This is a genomic window from Vibrio sp. R-1 (genome assembly GCF_035615595.1).
GTDB classification, from domain to species: Bacteria; Pseudomonadota; Gammaproteobacteria; order Enterobacterales; family Vibrionaceae; genus Vibrio; species Vibrio cholerae.
Map to the genome: position 1 here is coordinate 21,193 of NZ_WPDC01000022.1, position 26,601 is coordinate 47,793.

At 50.0% G+C, this 26,601-nt stretch carries 18 protein-coding genes; 12 read left to right on the top strand and 6 right to left on the bottom strand.

Translation table 11 applies throughout. From position 1 onward, the window contains the following. Positions 1-88 precede the first annotated feature (88 nt). Complete coding sequence (locus GOU96_RS07155; RefSeq protein ID WP_002044538.1) at positions 89-514, top strand: hypothetical protein; 426 nt, start codon at positions 89-91, stop codon at positions 512-514. Here GOU96_RS07155 and GOU96_RS07160 read toward each other — a convergent pair. Continuing rightward, a complete protein-coding gene (locus GOU96_RS07160; protein ID WP_267780897.1) occupies positions 511-996 on the bottom strand; it encodes a putative 4-hydroxy-4-methyl-2-oxoglutarate aldolase in 486 nt (161 codons plus the stop codon). The genes GOU96_RS07155 and GOU96_RS07160 overlap by 4 nt on opposite strands. Positions 997-1,025: 29 nt before the next feature. Continuing rightward, positions 1,026-1,409, bottom strand: a complete 384-nt coding sequence (locus GOU96_RS07165) for a DUF3293 domain-containing protein (protein WP_000590006.1) — start codon at positions 1,407-1,409, stop codon at positions 1,026-1,028. A gap of 314 nt (positions 1,410-1,723) precedes the next feature. Here GOU96_RS07165 and arcA point away from each other — a divergent pair, with 314 nt between their 5' ends. After that, complete coding sequence (gene arcA, locus GOU96_RS07170; RefSeq protein WP_001194426.1) at positions 1,724-2,440, top strand: two-component system response regulator ArcA; 717 nt, start codon at positions 1,724-1,726, stop codon at positions 2,438-2,440. 58 nt (positions 2,441-2,498) lie between these two features. Here the strand turns inward: arcA and arcB are convergent, their stop codons facing one another. The 3 genes from arcB to GOU96_RS07185 all read right to left on the bottom strand — a co-directional run bounded on the left by arcB (position 2,499) and on the right by GOU96_RS07185 (position 7,708). Beyond that, positions 2,499-4,856 (bottom strand): aerobic respiration two-component sensor histidine kinase ArcB, encoded by a 2,358-nt coding sequence (gene arcB, locus GOU96_RS07175; protein WP_001959042.1) that lies wholly within the window; start codon positions 4,854-4,856, stop codon positions 2,499-2,501. A gap of 106 nt (positions 4,857-4,962) precedes the next feature. Continuing rightward, on the bottom strand, positions 4,963-6,702 hold the full coding sequence (locus tag GOU96_RS07180) for a diguanylate cyclase domain-containing protein (RefSeq protein ID WP_267780899.1): 1,740 nt from the start codon (positions 6,700-6,702) through the stop codon (positions 4,963-4,965). Between the two features lie 67 nt (positions 6,703-6,769). Next, the gene (locus GOU96_RS07185) at positions 6,770-7,708 is read right to left on the bottom strand and encodes a TIGR01212 family radical SAM protein (protein ID WP_141238970.1); all 939 of its coding nucleotides are present in this window, start codon (positions 7,706-7,708) and stop codon (positions 6,770-6,772) included. Between the two features lie 573 nt (positions 7,709-8,281). Between GOU96_RS07185 and gltB (GOU96_RS07190) the strand changes: the two genes are divergently transcribed. From gltB (GOU96_RS07190) to GOU96_RS07235, 10 genes are all read left to right on the top strand, one after another. Further along, positions 8,282-12,826, top strand: coding sequence for a glutamate synthase large subunit (gltB, locus tag GOU96_RS07190; RefSeq protein ID WP_174500103.1), 4,545 nt, complete (start codon positions 8,282-8,284; stop codon positions 12,824-12,826). After that, entirely contained in the window at positions 12,827-14,296 is a 1,470-nt protein-coding gene (locus GOU96_RS07195) for a glutamate synthase subunit beta (RefSeq protein ID WP_000513711.1), read from the top strand. It abuts the gene before it with no gap. A 527-nt stretch (positions 14,297-14,823) separates the two neighbouring features. Next, positions 14,824-19,287: a glutamate synthase large subunit gene (gene gltB / locus GOU96_RS07200; RefSeq protein WP_267780905.1), complete on the top strand. Its 4,464-nt coding sequence runs from the start codon at positions 14,824-14,826 to the stop codon at positions 19,285-19,287. A gap of 18 nt (positions 19,288-19,305) precedes the next feature. After that, complete coding sequence (locus GOU96_RS07205; protein WP_175246765.1) at positions 19,306-20,718, top strand: FAD-dependent oxidoreductase; 1,413 nt, start codon at positions 19,306-19,308, stop codon at positions 20,716-20,718. A gap of 186 nt (positions 20,719-20,904) precedes the next feature. Further along, entirely contained in the window at positions 20,905-21,339 is a 435-nt protein-coding gene (locus tag GOU96_RS07210) for a DUF1499 domain-containing protein (RefSeq protein ID WP_324701950.1), read from the top strand. 87 nt (positions 21,340-21,426) lie between these two features. Then, positions 21,427-22,122: a 5'-methylthioadenosine/S-adenosylhomocysteine nucleosidase gene (gene mtnN / locus GOU96_RS07215; RefSeq protein WP_071179217.1), complete on the top strand. Its 696-nt coding sequence runs from the start codon at positions 21,427-21,429 to the stop codon at positions 22,120-22,122. A 12-nt stretch (positions 22,123-22,134) separates the two neighbouring features. Next, positions 22,135-23,088, top strand: a complete 954-nt coding sequence (locus GOU96_RS07220) for a cobalamin biosynthesis family protein (protein WP_000447405.1) — start codon at positions 22,135-22,137, stop codon at positions 23,086-23,088. Further along, entirely contained in the window at positions 23,089-23,919 is an 831-nt protein-coding gene (gene btuF / locus GOU96_RS07225) for a vitamin B12 ABC transporter substrate-binding protein BtuF (RefSeq protein ID WP_069648300.1), read from the top strand. It abuts the gene before it with no gap. Between the two features lie 82 nt (positions 23,920-24,001). Next, the gene (locus tag GOU96_RS07230) at positions 24,002-24,622 is read left to right on the top strand and encodes a TRIC cation channel family protein (RefSeq protein WP_000381501.1); all 621 of its coding nucleotides are present in this window, start codon (positions 24,002-24,004) and stop codon (positions 24,620-24,622) included. A gap of 150 nt (positions 24,623-24,772) precedes the next feature. Continuing rightward, positions 24,773-25,633, top strand: a complete 861-nt coding sequence (locus tag GOU96_RS07235; RefSeq protein WP_114720090.1) for a LysR family transcriptional regulator — start codon at positions 24,773-24,775, stop codon at positions 25,631-25,633. Here the strand turns inward: GOU96_RS07235 and GOU96_RS07240 are convergent. Continuing rightward, positions 25,563-26,348: a TSUP family transporter gene (locus tag GOU96_RS07240; RefSeq protein WP_000423593.1), complete on the bottom strand. Its 786-nt coding sequence runs from the start codon at positions 26,346-26,348 to the stop codon at positions 25,563-25,565. The two genes, GOU96_RS07235 and GOU96_RS07240, sit on opposite strands and share 71 nt — an antisense overlap. Positions 26,349-26,601 lie beyond the last annotated feature (253 nt).

The window sequence follows — 26,601 nt, forward strand, 5'->3', positions numbered from 1 at the left end:
TTTATGCTTAAATTGAGCGTACCTATCAATCTTGGCTGGTACATCCGGGGCTATCGTGAAAACTGCTTTTTTCTGTTTGATAACCTTAATGGCTCCATTTGCCGGAGCAGAGCTGCTTCCTGCCTTGCCCTCAGAGAGCAATGCCTCGCCGCACAAATTATTTATTGCCAGCGATAACAACAGCCAAAGCTTTGATAGTTGGACGATTGATGGTGGTTACGCTTATAACCTGTTTAACGATATCGACCTGTATGTCGGTGCTCGCATTCATAATCGGTTGGATAATGGAGCACAGGGTTGGCTGAGTGGCATTGGCTATCAATTTACCGAACGTCTCTCGTTCAAAAGCACCTTAATTGCCTCACCCAAGGTGGAAAGTAAAAACCAAGAAGCCGTGGTATCCGCCGAATTGTCGAGCCGATTAAAATTAACCGAAAATCTCGACTTGCATGCCACGCTGGACTACCAAGAATGGCAGCAAGCCGTCGAGTTTGGTGTCGGTTTTCGCTTTTAAGCTACATCAAGCGCCGTTTCTGACATCAAAATACCATTCCAATCGGCATACAAATAATCGCCCGGTTCAACGATCTGATTTTGCATCGTCAAAGTGACATTCACCTGCCCTGCGCCGCGCTTTTCGGTTTTGAAGGGACTTGTGCCTAATGCTTTGATGCCTAAATCCATCTCAGACATTGCGACCACATCACGCACTGCGCCGTAAATAATTACGCCTTCCCAATCATTTTTGATGGCTAAAATCGCCAACTGATCACCCATTAAGGCTTTGTGGCATGAACCGTGACCATCCACAACCAATACTTTGCCCTTGCCATTTTGGCTGAGCACATCCCGTACTTTAGAGTTGTCGTGATAGCAACGAACTGTCACTATTTCGCCCCAAAATGCGCTGCGTTGACCAAAATTTTGCAGCGGTAAATTGAGTAAAGTGACTTGCGATTCGTACTTATCGCAAAGATCTGGGTTTATATCTCTCATCATTCCTCCATGATTTTTATTTTTCAGATCTATTGTTTCCCTATTGGCCCGAGATGAAGCTCGCTCTCATCAACACAAGAACAGAGATAAAGGTCGCCGTCTTGTACAAAATAGATCGCGTTTTGAGCAAATCTCTGCGCCAATTTTCGGGCTTCTGAAAGCGGCATTACGACCGCAAAACTCTCTTCAAACCAGTGAAAATGAGCGTCTCCTACCCTCACTTTCACCCAATCATAATCGATCAAGCATTGCTGTAAACGTTGATTATTTACGCAATTCTCATCATCTGACAAGCGAATACTCTCAGGGTTCCATGCAGTAATTATGCAGTAAAATGGCCAATTTACTGGCTTTTCAAAGGCAAATTTCACGCTTTGGTAGGCCTGCCAAAGGCTAGCGTCAATCTTGATCATTTGGTAATTTTACAACTCGTGATTGTTCTTAATATCTGTTACATTCTAACTCTTGATGTAAATCAACAAAGTGATTGGAATTAACATTCGGGCGTTGTTAGCATGCTGTTAACATTATAGAATCCGCCCCATAGACTAGTAGAACCTCTTGAGAATGGGAGTCTCAACACTAGTTACACCAAGGATGGCGGACAAAAAGTAGTGACATAAATTAGATTTTTTACTTTATTGTTAACATCACTAACCGGTATGTAATCTTTTTGCCTAGAATGACTTCTACTAGCACGATTTTTTCACAAGTTTAGGTAACGCTAATGCAAACCCCGCAGATCCTTATCGTCGAAGACGAGCAAGTAACTCGTAACACTCTTAAGAGTATTTTTGAAGCAGAGGGATACGCTGTTTTTGAGGCCAGCAATGGTGAAGAGATGCACCAAGTGCTGTCCGATTATCCAATTAACTTGGTGATTATGGACATCAACCTGCCAGGAAAAAATGGCCTGCTGCTTGCACGCGAACTGCGTGAACAAGCGGATGTTGCGCTGATGTTCCTGACCGGTCGCGACAATGAAGTAGATAAGATTCTGGGCCTAGAGATCGGCGCAGATGATTACATCACCAAGCCTTTCAACCCACGTGAATTAACCATTCGCGCACGTAACTTGTTGAGCCGCTCAATGCATGCGGGCACCACACAAGAAGAAAAACGTAGCGTTGAAAAATACGTGTTTAATGGTTGGGAACTGGATATCAACAGCCGTTCACTGGTGAGCCCTGATGGTGATAGCTACAAGCTGCCACGTTCTGAGTTCCGTGCTCTGCTGCACTTCTGTGAAAATCCGGGCAAAATTCAAACTCGTGCCGATCTCCTGAAAAAGATGACTGGCCGTGAACTCAAACCACACGACCGCACTGTTGATGTAACGATTCGTCGTATCCGTAAGCACTTTGAATCTGTGTCAGGTACGCCAGAAATCATTGCTACCATTCACGGTGAAGGCTACCGCTTCTGTGGTGATTTAGAAGATTAACCTCTTCTTTTATATCTAATTAGAGAAGACCCTAGCCAATGGCTAGGGTCTTTTTTTATCACTGCTTTGCGTTTGCTTGCTGAGTCAGCCAGCGCTTCAATACAGCAATGTCAGACTGATATTCATTTTTGATCTCTTCCACCCAGTCACTGATGTTCTCCCACCATGCTGGAGCTTCCGGCGATTGCGCTTTCTGAGCAATCTTTTGAATGCGTTTTAACCCGACAGAGCCTGCCGCACCTTTGATTTTATGGGCTTCACTAACAATGCCTTCTTGATCTTTGGCCACCATATTCGAGTCCAATACAGCAAGATAGGCTGGCATGGATTGTTCGAATAAGTGCACGCTATCAATCACGGGTTGGCTACCGACAATCTCAACATAGGATTGCAGCATCTCGAGATCCAGTAACTGCTGATAGAGATCGTCTGGTACTTCTTTTTCCGTATTTGATTTCACTTTAGCGACGCTCTCACCGGCATGATGTTGCGTCATCTTCGCAATCACTTCACGCACCGCCGCTACCGATAAAGGCTTGCTTATCGCAGCATCCATCCCTTTTTGGCGATACTCTTCTTTATCCTTCAATACATTGGCAGTTAATGCCACTAATGGCGGTAATGAGGAGTAATGGGTGCGGTAATAGTGAGCGATATCGAAGCCTGTCATATCCGGTAGCTGAATATCGAGGAACACCAGATCGTACTCTGTTGGGTTAAAGCCTTGGATCGCTTCTTCGCCCGTCATGGCGACCGTCACCTTATGCCCCATACTTTCAAGTAATGAACGAGCAACCGTAATATTGAGCTCAATGTCTTCGACCATGAAAATATTCAGCTGAGTTTGCGGCTCCTGTGGCTCAATCTCAATCGGCGCTTCAGCTAACAAGGGGACTCGGATCGTTACGGTAAAGGTGCTGCCAAAACCCTCTTCACTATTGACGCTGATATCGCCGCCCATCAACTTAATCAACTGACGTGATACGGCTAAGCCGATGCCAGTACCCACCGCATGTAAGTTATCTTTGCCTGACTTGACCTGATAATACATGGCAAAGATTTTTTCTTGCTCCGCTTCCGGAATGCCAATCCCGGTATCTTCAACTTCAATCGTGATCTCTGCCTGCTGCGCATCGCATTCCGCGCTGACCGTCATCACCACACCGCCCTCTTTGGTGAACTTCATCGCGTTACTGAGTAGGTTCCATAACACTTGACGCAGACGTGTCGAGTCCACTTCCACTAAAGAAGGCAAGTCAGTTAACCGTTCTAAATCAAAGCGTAACCCTTTTTGCTCCGCCATTAAGGCCGCCAACACTTCAATTTCTGCCACAAACTCTTCAAAGTTGAGGGCTGCAGGGAAAAGCTCTAATTTACGGCGGTCAAACTTATCCATATCAATAATATCGTTGAAGATATTGCCCAGCGTCACAGCACTGACATTGATGGTTTGTAAATGCTTACGCTGCTCACTGCTCAATGGAGTATCGAGCAGCATCCGACTCAAACCAACGATACCATTGAGCGGAGTGCGCAGCTCATGGCTAATGGTAGAAATAAACGTGGTTTTGTCGCGGCTGGCTTTCTCCAATGATTCTTCATGGCGTTTACGCTCGGTGATATCACGGCCAAAACCGACTAAGCCAAGATGGCGGCCATCTTTGTTATAAAAAGGCACTTTACGCAGTTCAAAGAAGCTTTTACGACCATCTGGGTACTCCAACCACTGCTCGTAAGTAATCGCGGTGTTGTTGTTAAAAACTTGCTGATCCGTTTCGACAATTGATTGAGCAATCTCTTTGCGATAAACATCCCAAGGCGTTAAACCCACTAGCTCACTTTCGCGCTTTCCGGTCAGCTCTTCCATCGCTCGGTTGCAGCCAGAAAACTCACCTTTGGCGTTGCGGTAATAGATCAAATCGGGAGATGCGTCGATGAAAGAGCGTAGCAAAGCGGTACGTTCGGCCAATTCCACTTGGGTTTTTTCACGCTGATACACTTCATTTTCAAGGTCAGCCATCGCTTCTTCGCGTGCCTCTTCTGCCTTGATCCGCTCTTCGATTTCTTGATTGAGTTTAACGATGTTTTGCTGAAGTTTTTGATTGAGTTCTTGATCGCGCGAACGCATGTCTTTGAGTTTAGACACCAATTTCGAGAGGCGTTGGCGTGACTCCTCAAGCTGATCGACCACCACAGAAAGAAAGTACACAGCCCAAGGCGTGATAAGTAAACCAAAGAATACCGAGCGGATAATGTCGATATCATCGACGAAACCGTTGAGGATCAGCGTGATCCCCACTTGTACCACCACAGCCAAAGCAACCAAGGCGAGAGCTAAGAGAATGGAGAAACGTAAAATGCCCAATTTGACTAACAAATCAACGTAATACTGGGCGAGATTTTTCATCGGTTTCATTCACTGCTCCGTCAGATAAAGAGCACTTAGTCTAGCCTTTTTCCCACACAAACGTTAGCAGCACTTATCCACTTCTTGGCGCTGTGACAGGGCGAACCGCACAGTTTTAGTGGTTTGGTTGATAAATCGAGGTCTGATTGCGGCCATTCGCTTTGGCTTGGTATAAAGCCCGATCCGCTAGCTCAACCATTTGCTCAGGTACATCCTCAGGCCGAGGAATAAGCGTCACTATGCCTAAGCTGACGGTAATCCTATCGGCAACCTTAGAATGTTCATGTGGAATCGCTAATCCACGAACTTTCTCATGGATTCGCTCTGCGACCAGTATTGCTCCGGCCTGCGGCGTATTGGGCAGCAAAATACCAAACTCTTCTCCTCCGTAGCGGGCAACACAATCGGAATGGCGATTGGCGACTTGAGTAAAGGCGATCGCTATCTGTTTGAGCGTCTCATCGCCCATCAAATGGCCATAAGCGTCGTTGTAATCTTTGAAATAATCGACATCACACAGAATGATGCTTAATGGTTTGCCTTCACGCACATGCAAATGCCAGAGGGTATGCAGTTGTTCATCAAAACGACGACGATTGGCAACATGAGTCAAGCTATCTAAAAAGCTTAGGCGTTCCAGCTCTTGGTTGGCGGCTTCTAATTGTTCAGCGGCGAGATAGCGCTCCGACACATCTCGCGCCATGATCAGCACGCCATTGGTGCCCGAAGCCGGATCTCGAAAAGGCGATTTCACAACATCAAACCAGATAAACTCGCCATCTGAGCGTTCAATTCTGTCGATGTAGCGCAGAGACTTACCTTGGTGCAGGACTTGGCTATCCGTATCGGAAAGACGCGCATAGATGTGCTCGGGGATCACATCTTGCAGTCGTTTACCAACCAGATCTGACACTTCCGCGATCCCGAGAGCTTCCACAAACGGCTGGTTACAGGCTTGGTAGACCATGTTTTCATTGAAGATACCAATCGAATCGGGGCTAGATTCTAAGATGTTTTGTAAAATCGTATCGCGCTGTGCCAATGCCACTTCGGTGTCACGGCGTTTTTCCATCTCTTCTCTTAATTGACGCTGCATGTTGTACCAGTCGGTCACATCATGACTGATGCCAAGTAGCCCAATATTTTCACCTTGCGGCGACATCAATACCCGTTGGTAGGTTTCTAACAGACAGCTGCGCCCATCAGGCGTCACTGTCCAACAACGCTGACTCGTGCGCCCTTTCATAATGCCTTTAAAAGTAGCGCTGCCCTCTTCAATCCGGCCTTGCCAAAACTGATCAAACGCTCGGTTGGTTGCGATTAAGTGGCCTTCGGTACTTTTAATAAAAATCAGCTCGGAGAGGGAATCAAGTGCCGTGCGCGCTATCGCCAGTGAGTGGCGCTCTTGTTGAATGTCATGGCTGGGACACTCAAAACCAATCACATTCACTAGCCATAATTTCTTCGGCCAACGACGTAAGAGCGAAGCTGAGATCTCTAGAGTTTGCGTCAAATTGCCCTGCACAGGCCAAAGTAAAGGGACGGAGCGCTTTTGCTGTGCACTGCTGGCGAGCGCTCGATAAAAAGCTTGCTGACTCTCTTCACTCTGCTCGGCAGAAAACAGATAGTGACGTCCCACCAAGCGGATCCCCAGTAACAAATACGCGGCAAGATTGGCACGTAAAACGCGCTCCTCTCCTACCAAAAGCACCCCTGACGGTGCATGGTGAAGTAACTGAATCCACTGTTGAGGTTGAACATAGCGCTGCCATCCTGAAAAAAGCCATAGCCCACCACCAAGCACAAGCCCGGCAGCGAACAAAAAACGTACAAATTCAGAGAGAAATTCAGGCATGCATTCAGCGGTGTTATTGATGATCCTTTAAATAGTACAAAAGATTATCTGACTTTGCTGCGGATTATTACTTTAAGTTCAAAGGCGAATACTCAAAAGGCGTGCCGAGCAACGAGCCCTGAGCCCCTTCTTTTTCCAATCTTTGGCCAATGGCTGTCATCGCCCACCAGCGATTTTCGCACCACAACGGGGCAAGTAGCGTTGGCCTGCGGGCTGCGGAAGAGACGCGGTGATAAACAATCTCAGGGGGTGTAGAACGGATCATCTCGCAAGCGATGGACACATATTGATCCTGATCGAGCACCGTTAAACGCCCCGCTCGCCACGCTTTGGCCATAGTGCTGCCTTCTACGATGTGTAAACCGTGCAACTTAATGCCATCGGTGCCTACCTTCAGTACTTGCTGTAACGTGGTGAGGTTTTCAGTGCGCCCTTCACCGGGTAACCCAACAATCAAGTGAGTACACACTTTGATACCTAACGCTCTAGCTTTGGCAGTGATCTCTGCATAGCAGGCAAAATCGTGGCCACGGTTAATGCGTTTTAAAGTCTGGTCGTGCGCCGTCTGTAAACCCAATTCAAGCCAAATTTCATAACCTTGCTGCACATAATCGGCGAGCAACTCAAGCACCGCATCCGGTACACAATCAGGACGAGTGCCAACACACAACCCCACAATATCCGCTTCTTCTAGGGCTTGTTCGTACATGGATTTCAGCACTTGCACTTCCGCATACGTGCTGGTGTAAGCTTGAAAATAAGCGAGGTATTTTTTGGCGCGTTTGATCTCCCCCGCCCGATCTTTCAACTGCGCTTGAATACTCTGCTGCTGAGTATTTTCATCGGCAAACGACGCCACATTACAGAAAGTGCAGCCGCCACGGCCTATCGTGCCATCGCGATTCGGACAACTGAATCCACCATGCAGCGTTAACTTATGGACCTTCTCTCCATAACGGCGTTGTAAATCTTGACCTATGGTGTTCACCAGTTGATGTAAATGCATCGGCTCGCTCAATCTAAATATCTCTCACTACCATCCGTGTAATTTAATTACATTTCCAATCGAATTGGTCACAAATTTTAATCCCTCGCGTTTGATTTCAAACAGCGTCAAATCAATAAATAGGCATAAAATAAACACTATTTGCATTTTGTTGCTAGTTTGTTAAACAAAACATTCATCTAGCTGTAAAAAAATAAACCAAACCGCAGACTTTTCGTTGGAATTTGCGCCAGCAAAATTGTAGGATACTTTCAGTTTTCCGTGCTTTTTTGCTCAATTAATTACAAAAAATGCGGCAGACTATCGGTGATATTCCACACCTACCAAAAGAATCCACTAGTAAAGTGGCTCGACAACAGGAATCTCACTAAGGATTGTCTTTCTCACAATATATTTCCTGTGAGAGACGGAAAGGACGCGGATCTGCTCCCTAAGCAGATTTCACTCAAAACAAAAAAGGACAGGACGTATCGCCCAAGCGACTCATTCAGCGGATGCTGCATGAAGCGTGGCGGGAATAACTGAGTGCACACTCAGTGCGGTTGCGTCCTCAATAACTGGAAGGATGTATCTATGGTAGATAAAGCGCAACGTTCGCGTGGTCTTTATACGCCTGAGTTGGAGCATGATGCTTGTGGCATCGGCTTTGTCGCTCACCTGAAAAATCGCAAGTCTCATCAGGTAGTCACTCAAGCTTTGGACATGCTCGCACGCATGGAACACCGTGGCGGTCAGGGTTGTGACCCTTGCAGCGGTGACGGTGCGGGTATTTTGTTGCAAAAACCTCACGAATTTTTACTCGAAGAAGCGGTTAAACTGGGTATTAAGCTGCCTTCATTCGAAAAGTACGGTGTTGGTGTGGTGCTGTTCCCGAAAGATGAACATAAACGCGCCCAATGCCGCGACATTCTAGAGCGTAATGCCAAACGCCTTGATCTGGATGTGATTGGTTATCGCGTTTTGCCAACCAATAACAGCATGTTGGGTGCAGACCCCCTAAGTACCGAACCACAATTTGAACACGTGTTTATTTCTGGCGGCCCGGGTATGCAGCCTGACGAGCTAGAACGCAAGCTGTACGTGCTGCGTAACTACACAGTTCGCGTCTGCCTTGAGAGCGTGTCGAACATCGGTGATGATTTTTATATCAACTCGATGTCGTACAAAACCTTGGTCTATAAAGGTCAGTTGACTACAGAGCAAGTACCGCAATACTTCCTCGATTTGCAAAATCCGACCATGGTCACTGCACTGGCGCTGGTGCACTCGCGTTTTTCGACCAACACCTTCCCGAAATGGCGACTGGCTCAACCTTTCCGCTACATCGCGCACAACGGTGAGATCAACACGGTTCGCGGCAACTTAAACTGGATGAAAGCGCGCGAAGCGATTTTACAATCCAAACTGTTTACCCAAGCTGAAATCGACATGCTGCTACCTATCTGCCAAGAAGGCGCATCCGATTCCGCTAACTTTGACATGGTACTCGAACTGCTGGTGCTTTCTGGTCGCAGCTTGCCTCACGCTCTGATGATGATGATCCCAGAAGCATGGCAAGAAAACAAAGCGATGGATCCCAAGCGCCGCGCCTTCTATCAATACCACGCTAACGTCATGGAACCTTGGGACGGCCCAGCATCAGTGTGCTTTACCGATGGGGTACAAGTGGGCGCCACGCTGGATCGTAACGGTCTGCGTCCGTCTCGTTATACCGTGACCAAAGACGATTTTCTGATCATGGCTTCCGAATCTGGCGTCGTGGAAATTGATCCGGCCAATGTGGAATACCGTGGTCGTCTGCAACCGGGACGTATCTTTGTTGCTGACCTAGAACAAGGCCGAATTATCTCTGATGAAGAAGTCAAAGACGGTATCGCTTCGGCGCAGCCTTATGAAAAATGGGTAGAAGAAAACCTACTCAGCTTGAAAAAGCTGCCGGATGCCGACAACGTACATAGCCAACCGTCGCCAGAGCGTCTCCTCCATCGCCAACAAGCGTTTGGGGTGAGTAGCGAAGAGGTCAATGACATCATTCTGACTCTCGCGCAAACCGGTTATGAGCCGCTCGGTTCGATGGGTGCAGACTGGCCGGTCGCCGTGCTATCACACCAATCTCAGCATCTCTCCAACTACTTTAAGCAGTTGTTTGCTCAGGTGACTAACCCACCGATCGACCCGATCCGTGAACGCATGGTGATGTCGCTCAACACTTATATCGGCCGCGATCAAAACTTGCTGGCAGAAACCCCAGCGCACTGTCGTAAGGTCGAATTGGAATCGCCGGTCATTTCTAATGCTGAGCTTGAGAAAATCCGGGCAATTGATAACGAGCACTTACAAGCCAAAACCTTAGACATCGTGTTTCGTGCCAGCGATGAACCGGGCAAGCTCGAGCGTGCTCTGAAACGTATTTGCCAATACGCAGAAGATGCAGTGATTGATGGCTATTCGATCATTTTGCTGACCGACCGCGCGGTGAACTCCAACCACGCCGCGATCCCAGCCATGCTGGCTGTCGGTGCGGTGCACCATCACCTGATCCGCAAAGGTCTGCGTTCGAAATGCGGCATTGTGGTGGAAACTGGTGATGCGCGTGAAACGCACCACTTTGCAACTCTACTCGGCTACGGTGCAAACGCAGTCAACCCGTATCTAGTGGTGGAAACCATCGTCGATCTCAAGCGTCAGAAGAAACTTGATGCCGACGTATCGGTAGAGAAATACTTCGAGAATTACCGCAAAGGCGTGAACGGCGGTCTTTTGAAGATCTTCTCTAAAATGGGGATTTCGACGCTGCAGTCTTATCACGGTGCACAGATTTTTGAAGCGCTCGGGATCAGTAAAGCGGTGGTCGATAAATACTTCACTGGCACTATCACCCGTATTCAAGGTTTGACCCTCGACGACATCGCCAAAGAAGTGTTGGTTCGTCATCGCATTGGTTACCCAACGCGTGAAATCCCACTGCAAGTGTTGGATGTCGGCGGCGTGTATCAATGGAAACAGCGTGGTGAGCAGCATCTGTTTAACCCAGAAACGATTCACCTGCTGCAAGAATCGACTCGCCACAAAAATTATCAGCAGTTCAAGAAATACGCAGCCGCGGTGGATAGCCAAGGCGATAAAGCCGTTACTCTGCGCAGCCAGCTTGATTTTGTGAAAAATCCAGCGGGTTCCATTCCGATTGAGGAAGTGGAACCGATCGAGAGCATTGTGAAGCGCTTTGCAACCGGTGCGATGTCGTTTGGTTCTATCTCTTACGAAGCGCACTCCACACTGGCGATTGCGATGAACCGTTTAGGCGCGAAATCCAACTCCGGTGAAGGTGGTGAAGACCCAATGCGTTTTGAGCCAAATGCCAACGGTGATTCAGAGCGTTCAGCGATCAAGCAAGTGGCATCTGGCCGTTTTGGCGTGACCTCTTACTATCTGACCAACGCAGATGAAATCCAGATCAAGATGGCGCAAGGGGCGAAACCGGGCGAAGGTGGTCAGCTACCGGGTGATAAAGTCGATGAATGGATCGGGGCAACTCGTCACTCCACACCGGGCGTCGGCCTGATTTCACCCCCACCGCACCACGACATTTACTCTATCGAAGACTTAGCCCAGCTGATTTTCGATCTGAAAAACGCTAACCGCAAAGGCCGCGTCAACGTCAAACTGGTTTCTGAAGCCGGTGTCGGCACCATCGCATCGGGTGTGGCTAAAGCCAAAGCTGACGTGGTACTGATTGCTGGTCACGATGGCGGTACGGGTGCATCACCCATCTCTTCTATCCGTCATACCGGTTTACCTTGGGAATTGGGTCTGGCAGAAACCCACCAGACTCTGCTCAAAAACGGCCTGCGTAACCGCATTGTGGTGCAAGCCGATGGACAGATGAAAACCCCACGCGATATCGCGATTGCGGTACTGCTGGGCGCTGAAGAATGGGGCGTGGCCACCGCAGCGCTGGTGGTTGAAGGCTGTATCATGATGCGTAAGTGTCATAAAAACACTTGCCCTGTCGGTATCGCCACACAAAACAAAACTCTGCGTGAGCGTTTTGCTGGCCGTGTGGATGACGTTGTGACCTTCTTCCAATACATGGCACAAGGCCTGCGTGAAATCATGGCTGAGCTCGGTTTCCGCACCATTAACGAAATGGTTGGCCAAGCGCACAAACTCAAAGTGCGTGATGATATTGGCCACTGGAAGTACAAAAACCTCGATCTGTCGCCGATCCTCTTTATTGAGCAGCCGCGCAGCGAAGATGGTATTTACTGCCAGACTCAGCAGAACCACCAGCTCGAAAGCGTACTGGATCGCACCTTGATCCAATTGGCAACGCCTGCCCTTGAGCGTGGTGAAGCGATCAAAGCAGAGCTACCGATCATCAACACCGATCGCAGTACCGGCACTATGTTGTCTAACGAAATCTGTAAGGTTTACAAAGACCAAGGTCTACCACAACCAATGCAGGTGAAATTCAACGGCAGTGCGGGACAATCTTTCGGGGCATTCCTCACTAAAGGCGTTTACTTTGAAGTGGAAGGCGATGCTAACGACTACTGGGGCAAAGGTCTTTCTGGTGGCACGCTGGTGCTCTACCCGAACCGTAACGCCACCATAGTTCCGGAAGAGAACATTGTGGTCGGTAACGTCTGTTTCTACGGCGCAACCTCTGGCGAATCTTACATTCGCGGCCTAGCGGGCGAGCGTTTCTGCGTGCGTAACTCAGGTGCCAAAGTGGTGGTGGAAGGTATCGGTGATCACGGCTGTGAATACATGACCGGCGGTGTCGCAGTGATCCTCGGTTCAACCGGCCGTAACTTCGCCGCAGGTATGAGTGGCGGTGTGGCTTACGTGTGGGATAAATCTGGCGATTTCCAATCTAAGCTCAATGCTGAATTGGTTGATCTGGACCCTATCGAAGCGGAAGACAGAGCCCTACTCAAAGAAATGTTAACCAAGCATGTTCAATTCACAGGAAGTGAAGTGGCCAAAGCATTCCTTGCCAACTTTGACGCAAGCCTAGCCACTATGGTCAAGGTGATGCCGCGTGATTACAAAGCGGTACTGCAAAAGCGTAAAGCACAGGAGCAACAAGCCACATTAGCAGCGGAGGCGGTATAAATGGGTAAAGCTACCGGATTTTTAGAATTTGGTCGTGAACTGCCGAAAAAAATCGACCCGGCAGAGCGCATCAAAAACAACAAAGAGTTTGTTCTTAACCAAGAGTTTGGTAAGAAGATCAATCAGCAAGCTTCACGTTGTATGGATTGTGGCGTGCCGTTTTGTCATAACGGCTGCCCGATTGGCAACATCATTCCCGAGTTTAACGATGCGGTGTATCGCGACAGTTGGGAAGAGGCTTGGAATATTCTGAGCTCGACCAACAACTTCCCAGAGTTTACCGGTCGTGTCTGCCCTGCACCTTGTGAAACCGCTTGTGTGCTTGGCATCAACCAAGATCCGATCACCATCTGTAACATCGAAAAAACCATTGTGGAACGTGCTTACCAAGAAGGCTATGCCAAGCCGAAAACGCCACGTTCACGCACTGGTAAAACGGTCGCCATCATTGGCTCAGGCCCTGCGGGGCTTGCCGCGGCGGAGCAGTTGAATGCCGCGGGTCATAGCGTCACCGTGTTTGAGCGGGATGAAAAAGTCGGCGGCTTACTGCGCTTTGGCATTCCGGATTTCAAACTCGGTATGGATGTGATTGATCGCAAAATCAATCTGATGGAGCAAGCGGGCGTTAAGTTCGTGGTCAATGCGCATATCGGTGTAGACATCAACGCTCAACAGTTGCGTCAGGAGTTTGATGCGGTATTGCTGACGGGCGGCTCAACCGTACCACGTGATCTGAGCATTCCCGGACGTGATCTGAAAGGCGTTTACTTCGCGATGCAGTTCCTCGCGCAAAATAACCGCCGAGCCAATGGCATGGATCTGAAAGGGGAAGAGATCCACGCTAAAGGCAAACATGTGGTAGTGATCGGAGGCGGCGATACTGGCTCCGACTGTGTCGGCACCTCTAACCGCCACGGCGCTGCGAGTATCACTCAAGTGGAGATCATGCCGATCCCACCGCAAAAGCGCCCAGTGAATATGCCTTGGCCGCAATACCCTATGATTCTGCGCACCTCCACCTCTCATGAAGAAGGCTGTGAGCGTCATTGGAACATCCTCACCAAAGAGTTCATTGGTAATGAACAAGGTGAAGTGACGGGTCTACGCATCGCTGACATCGTTTGGAAAGATGCAGCCCCCGGTGAGCGACCAAGCTTTGACGAAGTGGCAGGCAGTGAACGCGTCATTCCTTGTGATATGGCATTTCTGGCGATGGGCTTCTTGCATCCCGAGCCACACGGCGTGCTTGCTCAGTTGGGGATTAAGCTCGATGAACGCGGCAATGTGGCGACGCAAGATTTTGCGACCAACCAAAAAGGCGTATTCGCCGCAGGTGATATGCGTACAGGCCAATCCTTGGTGGTGCGCTGTATCAACGAAGGGCGCGAATGTGCGCGAGCCGTTGACACCTTCTTAATGGGCAATACCCATCTTGAGGCAAAAGCGGACTCACTCATGCTGTCAGCATAATCCTCTGTTGGCGCGGGTGATACATCCTCATCCGTGTCAACAGAACCGTTTCCTTCCATATTGTTTTACTTCGGCCAGCACTCCCTGCTGGCCTTTTTTGTGTCTATTCTCATCACACGGGATAAAACCTTGAGTTATCTGTAACTGAGAGAAAACTATCCCATTGAATATAATGGCATTATTTGAAGTATTCCTCGGCAAATACCCTGCAAACCCTATTTTCAACCAATAACTTGACCTTTTGTACAATAAGCTATAGGTTGTGAATTCGGTGAAAATAAAATCCCGCAAAAATGTTAATTAATTAACCTGAAATGTTAGTTAAATATTCAAATTATAAAGATTTAAATGAATAGTTATACCCAAGCCACTTGAAGCCATCGTTAAACGGAAGTGGATGAATCCCCATCAGCATAGATAACTATGTGATTGGAGTAGACAGACACCGCCCATACCGAGGCTGTTTCAAGGAGTAAGGGAATAGTCATTTACTGTCTGGATGACAGAGATGCAAAGGGAGAATTGCAATGGCTCTATACGATCCAAGTCTTGAAAAAGACAACTGTGGATTCGGCTTGATCGCGCACATGGAAGGGCAAGCCAGTCACAAACTCGTTCGTACCGCGATTTCAGCACTTGATCGCATGACTCACCGTGGCGGTATCGCCGCCGATGGTAAAACTGGTGATGGCTGTGGTCTGTTGCTGCAAAAACCTGACTCTTATTTGCGCCTGATCGCAGAAGAGCAACATTGGAAACTCAGCAAACAGTACGCGATTGGCATGCTGTTTCTCAGCCGAGATCCACACAAAGCGCAGCTGGCACAGCAAATTGTAAACCAAGAACTGGCTAAAGAAACCTTGAGCGTGGCAGGTTGGCGCAAAGTGCCGACCAACCCGAAAGTGCTTGGCCCGATTGCCCTCGACTCTTTGCCCGATATTCAACAAGTCTTTATATCCGCCCCGGCCGGTTGGCGTGAGCGCGATGTTGAGCGCCGTCTGTATATTGCGCGTCGTCGCATTGAAAAACAGATTACGGATGATCGCGATTTCTACATCTGTTCGCTCTCGACTCAAGTGTTGGTTTACAAAGGCCTGTGCATGCCCGCAGACCTACCACGCTTTTATCTCGACTTAGCCGACCTGCGTATGGAATCGGCGATTTGCTTGTTCCACCAACGTTTCTCCACCAATACTCAGCCACGCTGGCCGCTGGCTCAGCCGTTTCGCTATCTGGCGCACAATGGTGAAATCAACACCATTGAAGGTAACCGCCAGTGGGCACGTGCACGGGCTTATAAATTCGCGTCACCGCTGCTGCCCGATTTACAAAGCGCCGCCCCTTTTGTGAATGAAACCGGTTCGGACTCTTCGAGCCTAGATAACATGCTGGATCTGTTTTTAGCCGGCGGGATGGATATCTTCCGTGCGATGCGCATGCTGGTTCCGCCCGCATGGCAAAACCATCCGGATATGGATCCGGATCTGCGTGCTTTCTACGATTTCAACTCCAAACACATGGAGCCTTGGGATGGCCCGGCTGGGATCGTACTGTCCGATGGTCGCTACGCGGCATGTAACCTTGACCGCAACGGCCTGCGCCCTGCGCGTTATGTGATCACCAAAGATAAGCTCATCACCCTCGCTTCCGAAGTCGGGATTTGGGATTACGCACCGGATGAAGTGTCTGAAAAAGGCCGTGTAGGCCCCGGCGAGCTGCTGGTGATCGACACTCGCAAAGGGAAAATTTGGCAATCGAGTGAAATTGATAACGACCTGAAAAGCCGTCACCCCTATCGTGAGTGGATGGACAATAACGTCCATAAACTCACGCCCTTTTCACAGTTGCCCGACGATAAGGTTGGTGAGCGCAGCTTTGATGCTGACTTGCTAAAAACCTATCAAAAGCAGTTTGCGATGAGCAACGAAGAGATCGATCAAATCCTGCGCGTGCTGGGCGATATGGCGCAAGAAGCGGTCGGTTCCATGGGGGATGACACGCCGATGGCGGTGCTTTCTTCCAAAGAGCGCCTGATCAGCGATTACTTCCGCCAAAAATTCGCTCAGGTGACCAACCCACCGATCGATCCACTGCGTGAAAAACATGTGATGTCGCTGGCCACCAGCATCGGCCAAGAGATGAACGTATTTTGCGAAACCGATGGTCACGCCCATCGCGTCACTTTTGATTCGCCGATCCTGCTTTACTCGGATATGCAGCAGTTACTGACGCTCAGCGATCAGCACTATCGCAACACCATTCTTGACATCAACTTCGATCCGCAAGAGAAAAATCTCAAACAAGCGGTATTGGATTTGTGTGACAAAGCCGAACAAGTGGTGCGCGAAGGCACCGTTTTAGTGGTGCTCTCCGACCGCGCGTTAACCGCGGATCGTCTGCCGATCCCCGCTGCAATGGCGGTCGGTGCAGTACAAGCTCGTCTGGTGGAAGCCAATTTACGCTGCGATGCCAACATCATTATTGAAACCGGTGCCGCACGCGATCCACACCATTTTGCGGTGCTGATCGGCTTTGGTGCCACGGCCGTTTATCCTTACCTCGCCTACGAAACGCTGGGCAAAATGATTGATGATGGCGCGCTGCAAAAGAGCTATCGCGAAGTGATGCAGAATTACCAATACGGCATCAACAAAGGTCTGTACAAAATCATGTCCAAAATGGGCATTTCGACTGTGGCCTCTTATCGCTGCTCACAACTGTTTGAAGCGGTGGGTCTGCACCGCGATGTGGTTGAGCTCTGCTTTAAAGGGGTTACCACCCGCATTCAAGGCGCGAACTTCGACGATTTTGAGCAAGATCTGTTTAATCTGTCGCGCAAAGCATGGGCAAAACGTAAGCCTCTCGAACACGGTGGTTTACTCAAATACGTCCACGGTGGCGAATACCACGCCTACAACCCAGATGTGGTTGGCACACTACAAAAAGCGGTGAAATCTGGTGAAACGGTGGATTACCGTGACTTTGCTAAACAAGTCAACCAGCGCCCAGTCGCCATGCTGCGTGATTTGCTGCGTTTGAAAACCTCGGATAAACCGCTGCCACTGGAGCATATCGAGCCCGCGAGCGATCTCTACAAACGCTTTGACTCCGCCGCCATGTCGATTGGCGCGTTAAGCCCAGAAGCCCATGAAGCGTTAGCCACCGCGATGAACCGTTTAGGCGGCTATTCAAACTCAGGTGAAGGTGGTGAAGATCCACGCCGTTTTGGCACTGAGCGTAACTCACGTATCAAGCAAGTCGCCTCTGGTCGTTTTGGGGTAACACCGCACTATTTAACCAATGCGGATGTGCTGCAAATTAAAGTGGCGCAAGGGGCAAAACCCGGTGAAGGCGGTCAGCTTCCGGGGCATAAGGTCACGGCGGAGATCGCCAAACTGCGTTATTCCGTTCCCGGTGTGACTTTGATTTCGCCGCCGCCGCATCACGATATCTACTCGATTGAAGATTTGGCGCAGCTGATTTTCGATCTTAAACAGATCAACCCGAAAGCCTTGGTCTCGGTCAAGCTCGTCTCTGAGCCGGGCGTTGGCACGATTGCCACTGGTGTGGCAAAAGCCTACGCCGACCTTATCACCATCTCAGGTTATGACGGCGGCACCGCAGCCAGCCCGCTCACCTCTGTAAAATATGCAGGAAGCCCGTGGGAGCTCGGTTTGGCGGAAACGCAACAAGCCTTGGTCGCCAACGGTCTGCGTCACAAGATCCGTCTACAAGTCGATGGCGGTTTGAAAACCGGATTGGATGTGATCAAAGGAGCGATTTTAGGCGCGGAAAGTTTTGGTTTTGGTACTGCGCCTATGGTCGCCATGGGGTGTAAATTCTTGCGTATTTGCCACCTCAACAACTGTGCAACTGGTGTGGCAACACAGGATGAAACGCTGCGCAAAGATTACTTCAAAGGTCTGCCAGAAATGGTGATGAACTATTTCAAAGGGTTAGCTGAAGAAGTGCGCGGTTATCTGGCCGAATTGGGCGTTGAGAAGCTCACCGATCTCATCGGCCGCACCGATCTACTGGAAGTGGTAGAAGGCATGACCGCGAAACAGAGCAAATTGGATCTCTCCGATCTGCTCGAAGCACCAGTGTCACCACAAAATCTGCCACTGTACTGCACCGAACCGAACACGCCGTTTGATAAAGGGGCACTTAACCAGAAAATCGTCGAAGATGCGCTAGCAGCCGTGGAAAACCAGCAATCGCTGGAGCTCTATTACAACGTGATCAACACCGACCGTTCAATTGGCGCACGTCTTTCTGGTGAAATCGCGAAACGTTATGGCAATCTCGGCGTCGCCACCTCGCCCATCAAGCTCGTCCTCAATGGTACCGCAGGGCAATCGTTCGGGGTCTGGAACGCAGGTGGTCTTGAGCTGTATCTCACCGGTGATGCCAACGACTATGTCGGTAAAGGCATGGCAGGCGGCAAGATTGTGATTCGCCCTCACCAAGGCACCGCTTTTGTGTGTAACGAAGCGACCATTATCGGCAACACCTGCTTGTATGGCGCAACGGGCGGTAAACTGTTTGCTGCAGGTAAAGCAGGCGAGCGTTTCGCGGTGCGCAACTCCGGCACAATTGCGGTGATTGAAGGCGCTGGCGATAACGCTTGTGAATATATGACCGGTGGCATCGTCGCCATTTTAGGCGCAACGGGCGTGAACTTTGGCGCAGGCATGACCGGCGGCTTTGCTTACGTACTCGATGAGAATGGCGATTTCCAAGGCCGCGTCAATGATGAATCCGTTGAAGCGGTAGCCTTGACCGACTTGTATATCCATCAAGAGCATCTGCGCGGTTTGATTGCTGAACACCTCGAAGAGACAGGTTCCGCCCACGCAGAGCAAATTTTGGCGAACTTTGATGAATGGATTCCAAAGTTCTATCTGATCAAACCACAAGCAGCGGACTTACGTACCCTGCTCGGCCATCAGAGCCGCAGCGCAGCCGAACTGCGCGTGCAAGCACAATAATTGGAAGGAGCCTGATTGATGAGCCAAAACGTTTACCAATTTATCGATGTCAATCGTGTGGATCCGGCCAAAAAACCGCTGCACATCCGCAAAATTGAGTTTGTCGAAATTTACGAGCCCTTTACTAAGCAACAAGCCACCGCGCAGGCCGATCGCTGCCTCGATTGTGGTAACCCTTACTGTGAATGGAAGTGTCCAGTACACAACTACATTCCGCAGTGGTTAAAGCTCGCCAATGAAGGACGCATCCTCGAAGCGGCCGATTTGGCGCACCAGACCAACAGCCTGCCTGAAGTGTGTGGCCGGGTTTGCCCGCAAGATAGGCTGTGCGAAGGTTCATGTACCTTGAATGCGGATTTCGGTGCCGTCACCATTGGCAACATCGAAAAATACATTACGGATACCGCCTTCGAAATGGGCTGGAAACCCGACATGTCCAACGTGGTCTGGACCGACAAAAAAGTCGCTATCATCGGCGCGGGACCAGCTGGTCTTGCCGCCGCGGACATTCTGGTTCGCAACGGTGTACGACCTGTCGTGTTTGATCGCTATCCCGAAATCGGCGGTCTGCTCACCTTTGGCATTCCCTCATTCAAACTTGAAAAAGGGGTAATGGAAAATCGTCGCCGCATTTTTAGCGAGATGGGTATCGAGTTTCGTCTCAATGTCGAAGTCGGCCAAGACATCACACTGCAACAACTGCTGGATGAGTACGATGCGGTTTTTCTCGGCGTCGGCACTTATCAATATATGCGCGCTGGCTTAGCCAACGAAGACGCCCCCGGCGTTTATGATGCACTGCCGTTTTTGATCTCCAACACCTATAAAGTGATGGAACTTAACAACGAGGCGCCATTCATTGATATGGCAGGAAAAAATGTCGTGGTGCTCGGCGGTGGTGATACGGCGATGGACTGCGTGCGCACCTCGATTCGCCAAGGCGCATCTCGCGTGATTTGTGCTTATCGCCGTGACGAAGAAAACATGCCCGGCTCACGCCGTGAAGTGAAAAACGCCAAAGAAGAAGGCGTTGAATTCATGTTTAACTTGCAGCCGCTGGGAATTGAAGTGAATGCCCAAGGCCAAGTGACTGGCGTGAAAGTGGTCAAAACCGCGCTTGGAGAACCGGATGCGGCAGGTCGTCGCAAACCTGAACTGGTCGCAGGCAGCGAGCACGTCTTGCCTGCCGATGCCGTCATCATGGCGTTTGGTTTCCAACCGCACAAAATGGCTTGGCTAGAACCGTTTGATGTCGAGCTCGATCAATGGGGACGCATCAAAGCCCCTGCCAAGCAGACTTACCAGTATCAAACCACCAATCCCAAGATTTTTGCTGGTGGTGATGCGGTTCGCGGCTCGGATCTAGTGGTCACGGCCATTGATGAAGGACGCAAAGCTGCCGAGGGAATTCTCGACTATCTTGGAGTCTAGCTCACAGTTTTGGGATTAGATCGAAGCAAACAACAAAGGATTCATAGTGTTATGGATCCTTTTTTATTTTTGCTACCTATAATGAGCACAAAATAGATTGATAACCCTAAACGATTTGCAGTGGCGGACACTCCATCTGCCACCTCATGTTAATGGGGGATCTGAGATGAGAGTGAGCTTACCAACATGCACCCATCGTTTTATGCCATTATTGCTGCCTTTTCGCTTACCGCCTGCAGTCAGGGAGTCGATTCTATGCCAGACCGCACCGCCACGCCTTGCGCCAATCGACCGAACTGTGTTTCAACTCAAGATGAGCGGGATAAATTTAACCTTGCACCGTTTATTTTGCGCCCTGGGGTCACGATTGATCAGGTTGAACGGATTGCTCTTTCTCTTCCTGGTGCGGTGACCGCTGAAAAAAATGCCCAGTATGTCCGTATCGAATGCACCTCCAAAGTATTCCGCTTCGTCGATGATCTGGAACTCAAAATCGAACAAGATCACTTATGGGTTCGCTCTGAATCGCGGATTGGCTACAGTGATTTTGGAGTGAATCGTCGCCGCGCTGAAGAGCTGCGCGAAAAGCTCACGCTGTCTGGTTTACTTGAGCAACCCTAATCTCGATCGCCCCTAACCTCGATCGATTGCGTTCGCTCATGCTACACTGCGGCCTGTTTTCCTATTGATAGATGAAAGAGAGCCCCTATGAAAATCGGCATCATCGGCGCAATGCAACAAGAAGTCGCCATCCTGAAAGATCTCATCGAAGACGTGCAAGAAGTTAACCAAGCCGGTTGTACTTTTTACAGCGGTCAAATCCAAGGTATCGACGTCGTTTTACTGCAATCAGGCATTGGTAAAGTCTCAGCAGCATTAGGCACCGCTTTGCTGATTAGCCAGTATGCGCCGGATGTGGTGATCAATACGGGTTCTGCAGGCGGCTTTGACGCAAGTTTGAATGTGGGTGATGTGGTCATTTCAAGCGAAGTGCGCCATCACGATGCGGATGTGACTGCGTTTGGTTATGAAATTGGCCAAATGGCGGGCCAACCCGCCGCCTTTAAAGCCGACGAGAAATTGATGACGGTGGCGGAACAAGCGCTGGCTCAATTGCCAAATACTCATGCGGTGCGCGGCCTTATCTGTACCGGTGATGCGTTTGTGTGCACCGCTGAACGTCAGCAATTTATTCGCCAACATTTCCCAAGCGTTGTTGCGGTAGAAATGGAAGCCTCTGCGATTGCGCAAACTTGTCACCAATTCAAGGTGCCCTTTGTGGTGGTTCGCGCGATTTCTGACGTTGCTGATAAAGAATCTCCACTGTCGTTTGAAGAGTTCTTGCCACTGGCCGCCAAAAGCTCTTCCGCTATGGTGCTGAAAATGGTCGAACTGCTCAAATAAGCGAGTTCATTAATGGAAACTGGGTTTTCCCACTTTTATGCCAATGGTGCGCTCCTCGTGATGTGGGGCGCACTCTTATTTCATCTGCTGCTGCCTATTCCTCATGCTGCGCACCCAGTCACTTTGTGGCACAAGTTTGCTGAACTGCTGGCAAGTAAGGTCAACACGCCAGCCAGTTATGCGCAAAATCTCCTGTCTGGCGCCCTCGCATGGGGGTTGATGATTTTCCCGACGATGGCACTTCTTTGGGCACTCAAACCCTTAGTCTGGCAACCACAACTATTTGATTTAGCGCTGCTGCTTCTGTCATTAGATTGGCGACGCCAAGAGACTTTAGCCAATCAACTGGCACAAGCTCTCGCGAAAGAGGACAAGCCACAAGCACGCGCCTTATTACAACCTTTTGTCAATCGCCAGACCACGACACTGTCCGCGCTGGGGCTTGGCAAGGCGGGAGTGGAAACCTTAGTCATGGGCTTTGGCCGTAACGTGATTGGCGTGCTGTTTTGGTATGGAGTACTGGGTGGCAGCGGCGCATTCTTGTATCGCTTAATTGCCGAGCTGGCTCGTGCTTGGTCACCGTCGCGCGCCACCTTCCAACCGTTTGGTTTTACTGCGGTGCGTATTCTCGCCCTGCTTGATTGGTTGCCACTGCGTCTATTTAGTCTGTTGATTATTCTCGGTAAACAAGCGGGGACGATTTTCAAAGCGGTACTCGAACAAAGCCGCAGCTGGCCACTGCCGGGACCCGCTTGGCTACTGTGTGCAGTTGGCAATAAATTGCAGCTCGCCTTAGGCGGCCCTGCCATTTATGGTGAGCAAAAAAGCGTACGCGCCAAAATTGGCGGGCGCATCGCCCCAGCGGCGATTCATATTGCGCAAGTGCAAAGCCTTATCGCGTGGCGTATCTTCGTTTGGATAGCGCTAGAAAGTTTACTGTTACTACTGATTTATCGCGGAGTATAAATGCTTGTTATCCGGCTTATCGCCTGCACGTTTCTGTTCATCACCCCAAGCTTATTGGCCAAGCCTTTTCCCGCCGAGCGCATCATCAGCCTTGCCCCTCACGCGACAGAAATTGCTTATGCCGCCGGTTTGGGAGATAAGTTGGTTGCGGTGAGCGAGTACAGCGACTATCCGCCACAAGCGCTCGAACTGGAGCGCGTCGCCAATCATCAAACCATCAATATCGAGAAAATCCTGACGCTCAAACCCGATTTGCTCATCGCTTGGCCGGCGGGCAATCCACCGCGTGAATTGGCCAAACTGCGCCAACTCGGTTTTACGATTTACGATTCACAAACCAAAACACTGGATGAAATTGCCGATAATATCGAAGCATTGAGTCACTATTCGGCCAACCCTGACGTTGGGCAAAAAGCGGCACACGACTTTCGGCAACGTTTACAGGATTTACGCACGCAATACGCGAGCAATCAGCCGATCCGTTATTTCTATCAACTCAGTGAAAAACCCATCATTACCTTGGCTCAAGGTCACTGGCCGAGTGAAGTATTTAGCCTCTGTGGGGGCGTCAATATTTTTGCCGACAGTGAGGTGCCCTATCCGCAAGTAAGCATAGAGCAAGTCTTGGTTAAACAGCCGCAAGTGATTTTTACCTCAGAGCATGCGATAGCCAATGGCCATATGTGGCGAGCTTGGCAGGCAGAGCTCAGCGCCGTGCAAAACAATCAGGTTTGGGCACTCAATGCCGATTGGTTAAACCGCCCGACCCCAAGAACCCTAGATGCGGTAGAGCAAGTGTGCACATACCTCAAAATTGCACAAAAGCAGTAACTTTAGCGGATTAAATCTCGTAAAATCCGCCCCAATTTGCCTGCTCGATATTTTTCATCGTTGTGTAGATAGTGAGACCGCTTTGGATACTTCTCTGCTTTATCTGATTGATATGTTTGGTACTGCCGTTTTTGCGGTTTCTGGAGTGCTCTTAGCGGGGCGTTTGAAAATGGATCCGTTTGGCGTCATGGTCCTCGCCAGCGTGACCGCGATTGGTGGCGGCACGATTCGCGATATGGCGCTCGGAGCCACTCCGGTATTTTGGATCAAAGACACCAACTACCTGTGGGTGATTATGATCACCTGCGCCCTGACCATGCTACTGGTGCGTCGCCCGAAAAGACTCGCGTGGTGGATTTTGCCCGTGTGCGATGCGATTGGCCTTGCGGTTTTCGTCGGGATCGGGGTTGAAAAAGCGCTGATCTATCAAGATTCTGCTTTAATCGCGATCATTATGGGCGTGATAACGGGCTGCGGCGGTGGAATTATCCGCGATGTCCTTGCCCGAGAAATTCCTATGGTGCTGCGCAGTGAAGTGTACGCAACCGCCTGTATTATCGGTGGCATTTTCCACACTACCGCACTGGCGATGGGCTACAGCAGCTCGACCGCTCTGCTCTCTGGCGTTTTTTCCACGCTCTTAATTCGTCTCGGAGCGATCCGCTGGCACCTTTCTCTGCCAACCTTTGCCCTGACCAAATAACAGGCTCGGCACCTAACGCCCCATGCGAGGTGCCGCTATCCAGAAAATCTCCCCATATTTAAAGCTCAGTTCACTTTGTGAGCTTAATGCACGACCTCGCTTGAGATTCCACATACAATCCCCGCATCTATTCCCATTTGTCATCAACACATGTTACTCGAAGGCATTGAAACCTTACTGGTGCTCAGCAAAGAAAAAACCATGAGCCGTACCGGTAGCCAGCTCTATATCAGCCAGTCGGCAGTCAGTAAACGCATTGCGAACTTAGAGAAAAAACTCGGCAAGAAACTGATTGTTCCAGCGGGGCGACATATCAAATTGACCGCCGATGCCGAGCAATTAATTGCCAGCATTGGCCCCACCTTCAATGAGTTGCATGGTTTGATTTTCGAGCAGCAGACACTGGAAGACAACACGCTGCTGCGTATGGATTGCTCGGAGACGTTAGTCGCGGGTTATCTTGGCCAGACGATGGGGCAACATCGCAAGCAGGATCCGCATTGGGTGATCACCACCAACCACACACCGCGAATTGTCGAGAATGTGCAGTCTGGCAAAGCCACCTTAGGCTTTTGTGCCGGCTATCTGCCCGCCAATCACGGTTTGCTGACCTTTCATCTAGGTGATGAGCCATTTACCGTGATTAGCCAAGCGCCGCTGCACGCACTGCCAAGTGAGCTTATCACCAATGATTTAGCTAATCCCGCCAATACCTATCAAGCGGCCATGCTGCACAAACAAGGCATTCGACCCGCGATGGAGATGGACTCTTACACCGCGGCGGCACAGCTCGCGCTCGGCGGCATGTTACCCGCCCTAGTGCCACGCTCGATTGTCAGTACCCTAAAAATTGAGCCCCAACACTGCTTTGATTTTGCTGAATTAGCAGACCTTACTCGGCCGATTCATATTTGTCTGCGTGCCAGCCGGTATCGCAGCTCTAGAGTCCAAGCATTGATAACAGCGCTGCATGATGCTGTTCCCAAAGCAGTTTTAGTGCCATCAGCATAGACATGGTGATCACCAACGGTCGGATCCAACGCTGCCCTTTGCTGATCACCACTTTTGCGCCCATACGAGCGCCGATAAATCCACCGACCGCCATGGTTAAGCCAATTTCCCAAATCGGCAAACCAGCGATTAAGAAGAAGGTCAACGCGGCAATGTTGGAAGTGAAATTCAGCACTTTGGTACGCGCGGTGGCTTCCACCAAACTAAAATGCCCCAAAGCCACAAAGCAGACGGTAAAAATTGAGCCAGTACCGGGGCCAAAAAAGCCATCATAAAAACCGATACCAAAACCCACCGTGAAAGCAAACGCGGTTTCGGATAAAGGCGCAGGCCCTGTGTGCGTTTTGGTGGTCGGAGCCAATAAGAAATAGAGCGAAATTCCGAGCAGTAACAGGGGGATAAGGCTGGTTAGCAAAGTGGCATCAATATATTGCACTGCTTCTGCGCCAAGCGCCGCGCCAACAAAGGTACAAGCAATCGCCAATCGCATCGCTTTGAGGCTCACAACGCCCTTGCGCACAAAATAGAGTGTGGCCGAAAAGCTACCAAAGGAGCTTTGCAGTTTGTTGGTCGCCAGAGCTTGAGTCGGCGGCACTCCCGCCGCCAGCAGGGCTGGTAAAGTCAGCAAACCGCCACCGCCCGCCATGGCATCAATAAATCCCGCAACTCCCGCCACTAAAAACAGCAGCCCCAATACTTCCAGTGAAAGTTCCATTTCTAATCAACATCTTGAATGACAAAGCGCAACAGTATCACTGCTCAAAACATCAAAACAGCGAAACGCAAGACGACAATCTATTCCATTTATTCATCGATGCCACATACGCCTCTGTTACATGCATCTTCCTCTTCTAGGGGGAGGCAGGGAGGGGGTGTTTCGCGCCAGCTTCGCTAAAACACTGGCAATTTATCCTTCAACGATAACGCAAATGTTACTCGCCCCTCCCCCTTCTAGGGGGAGGCTGGGA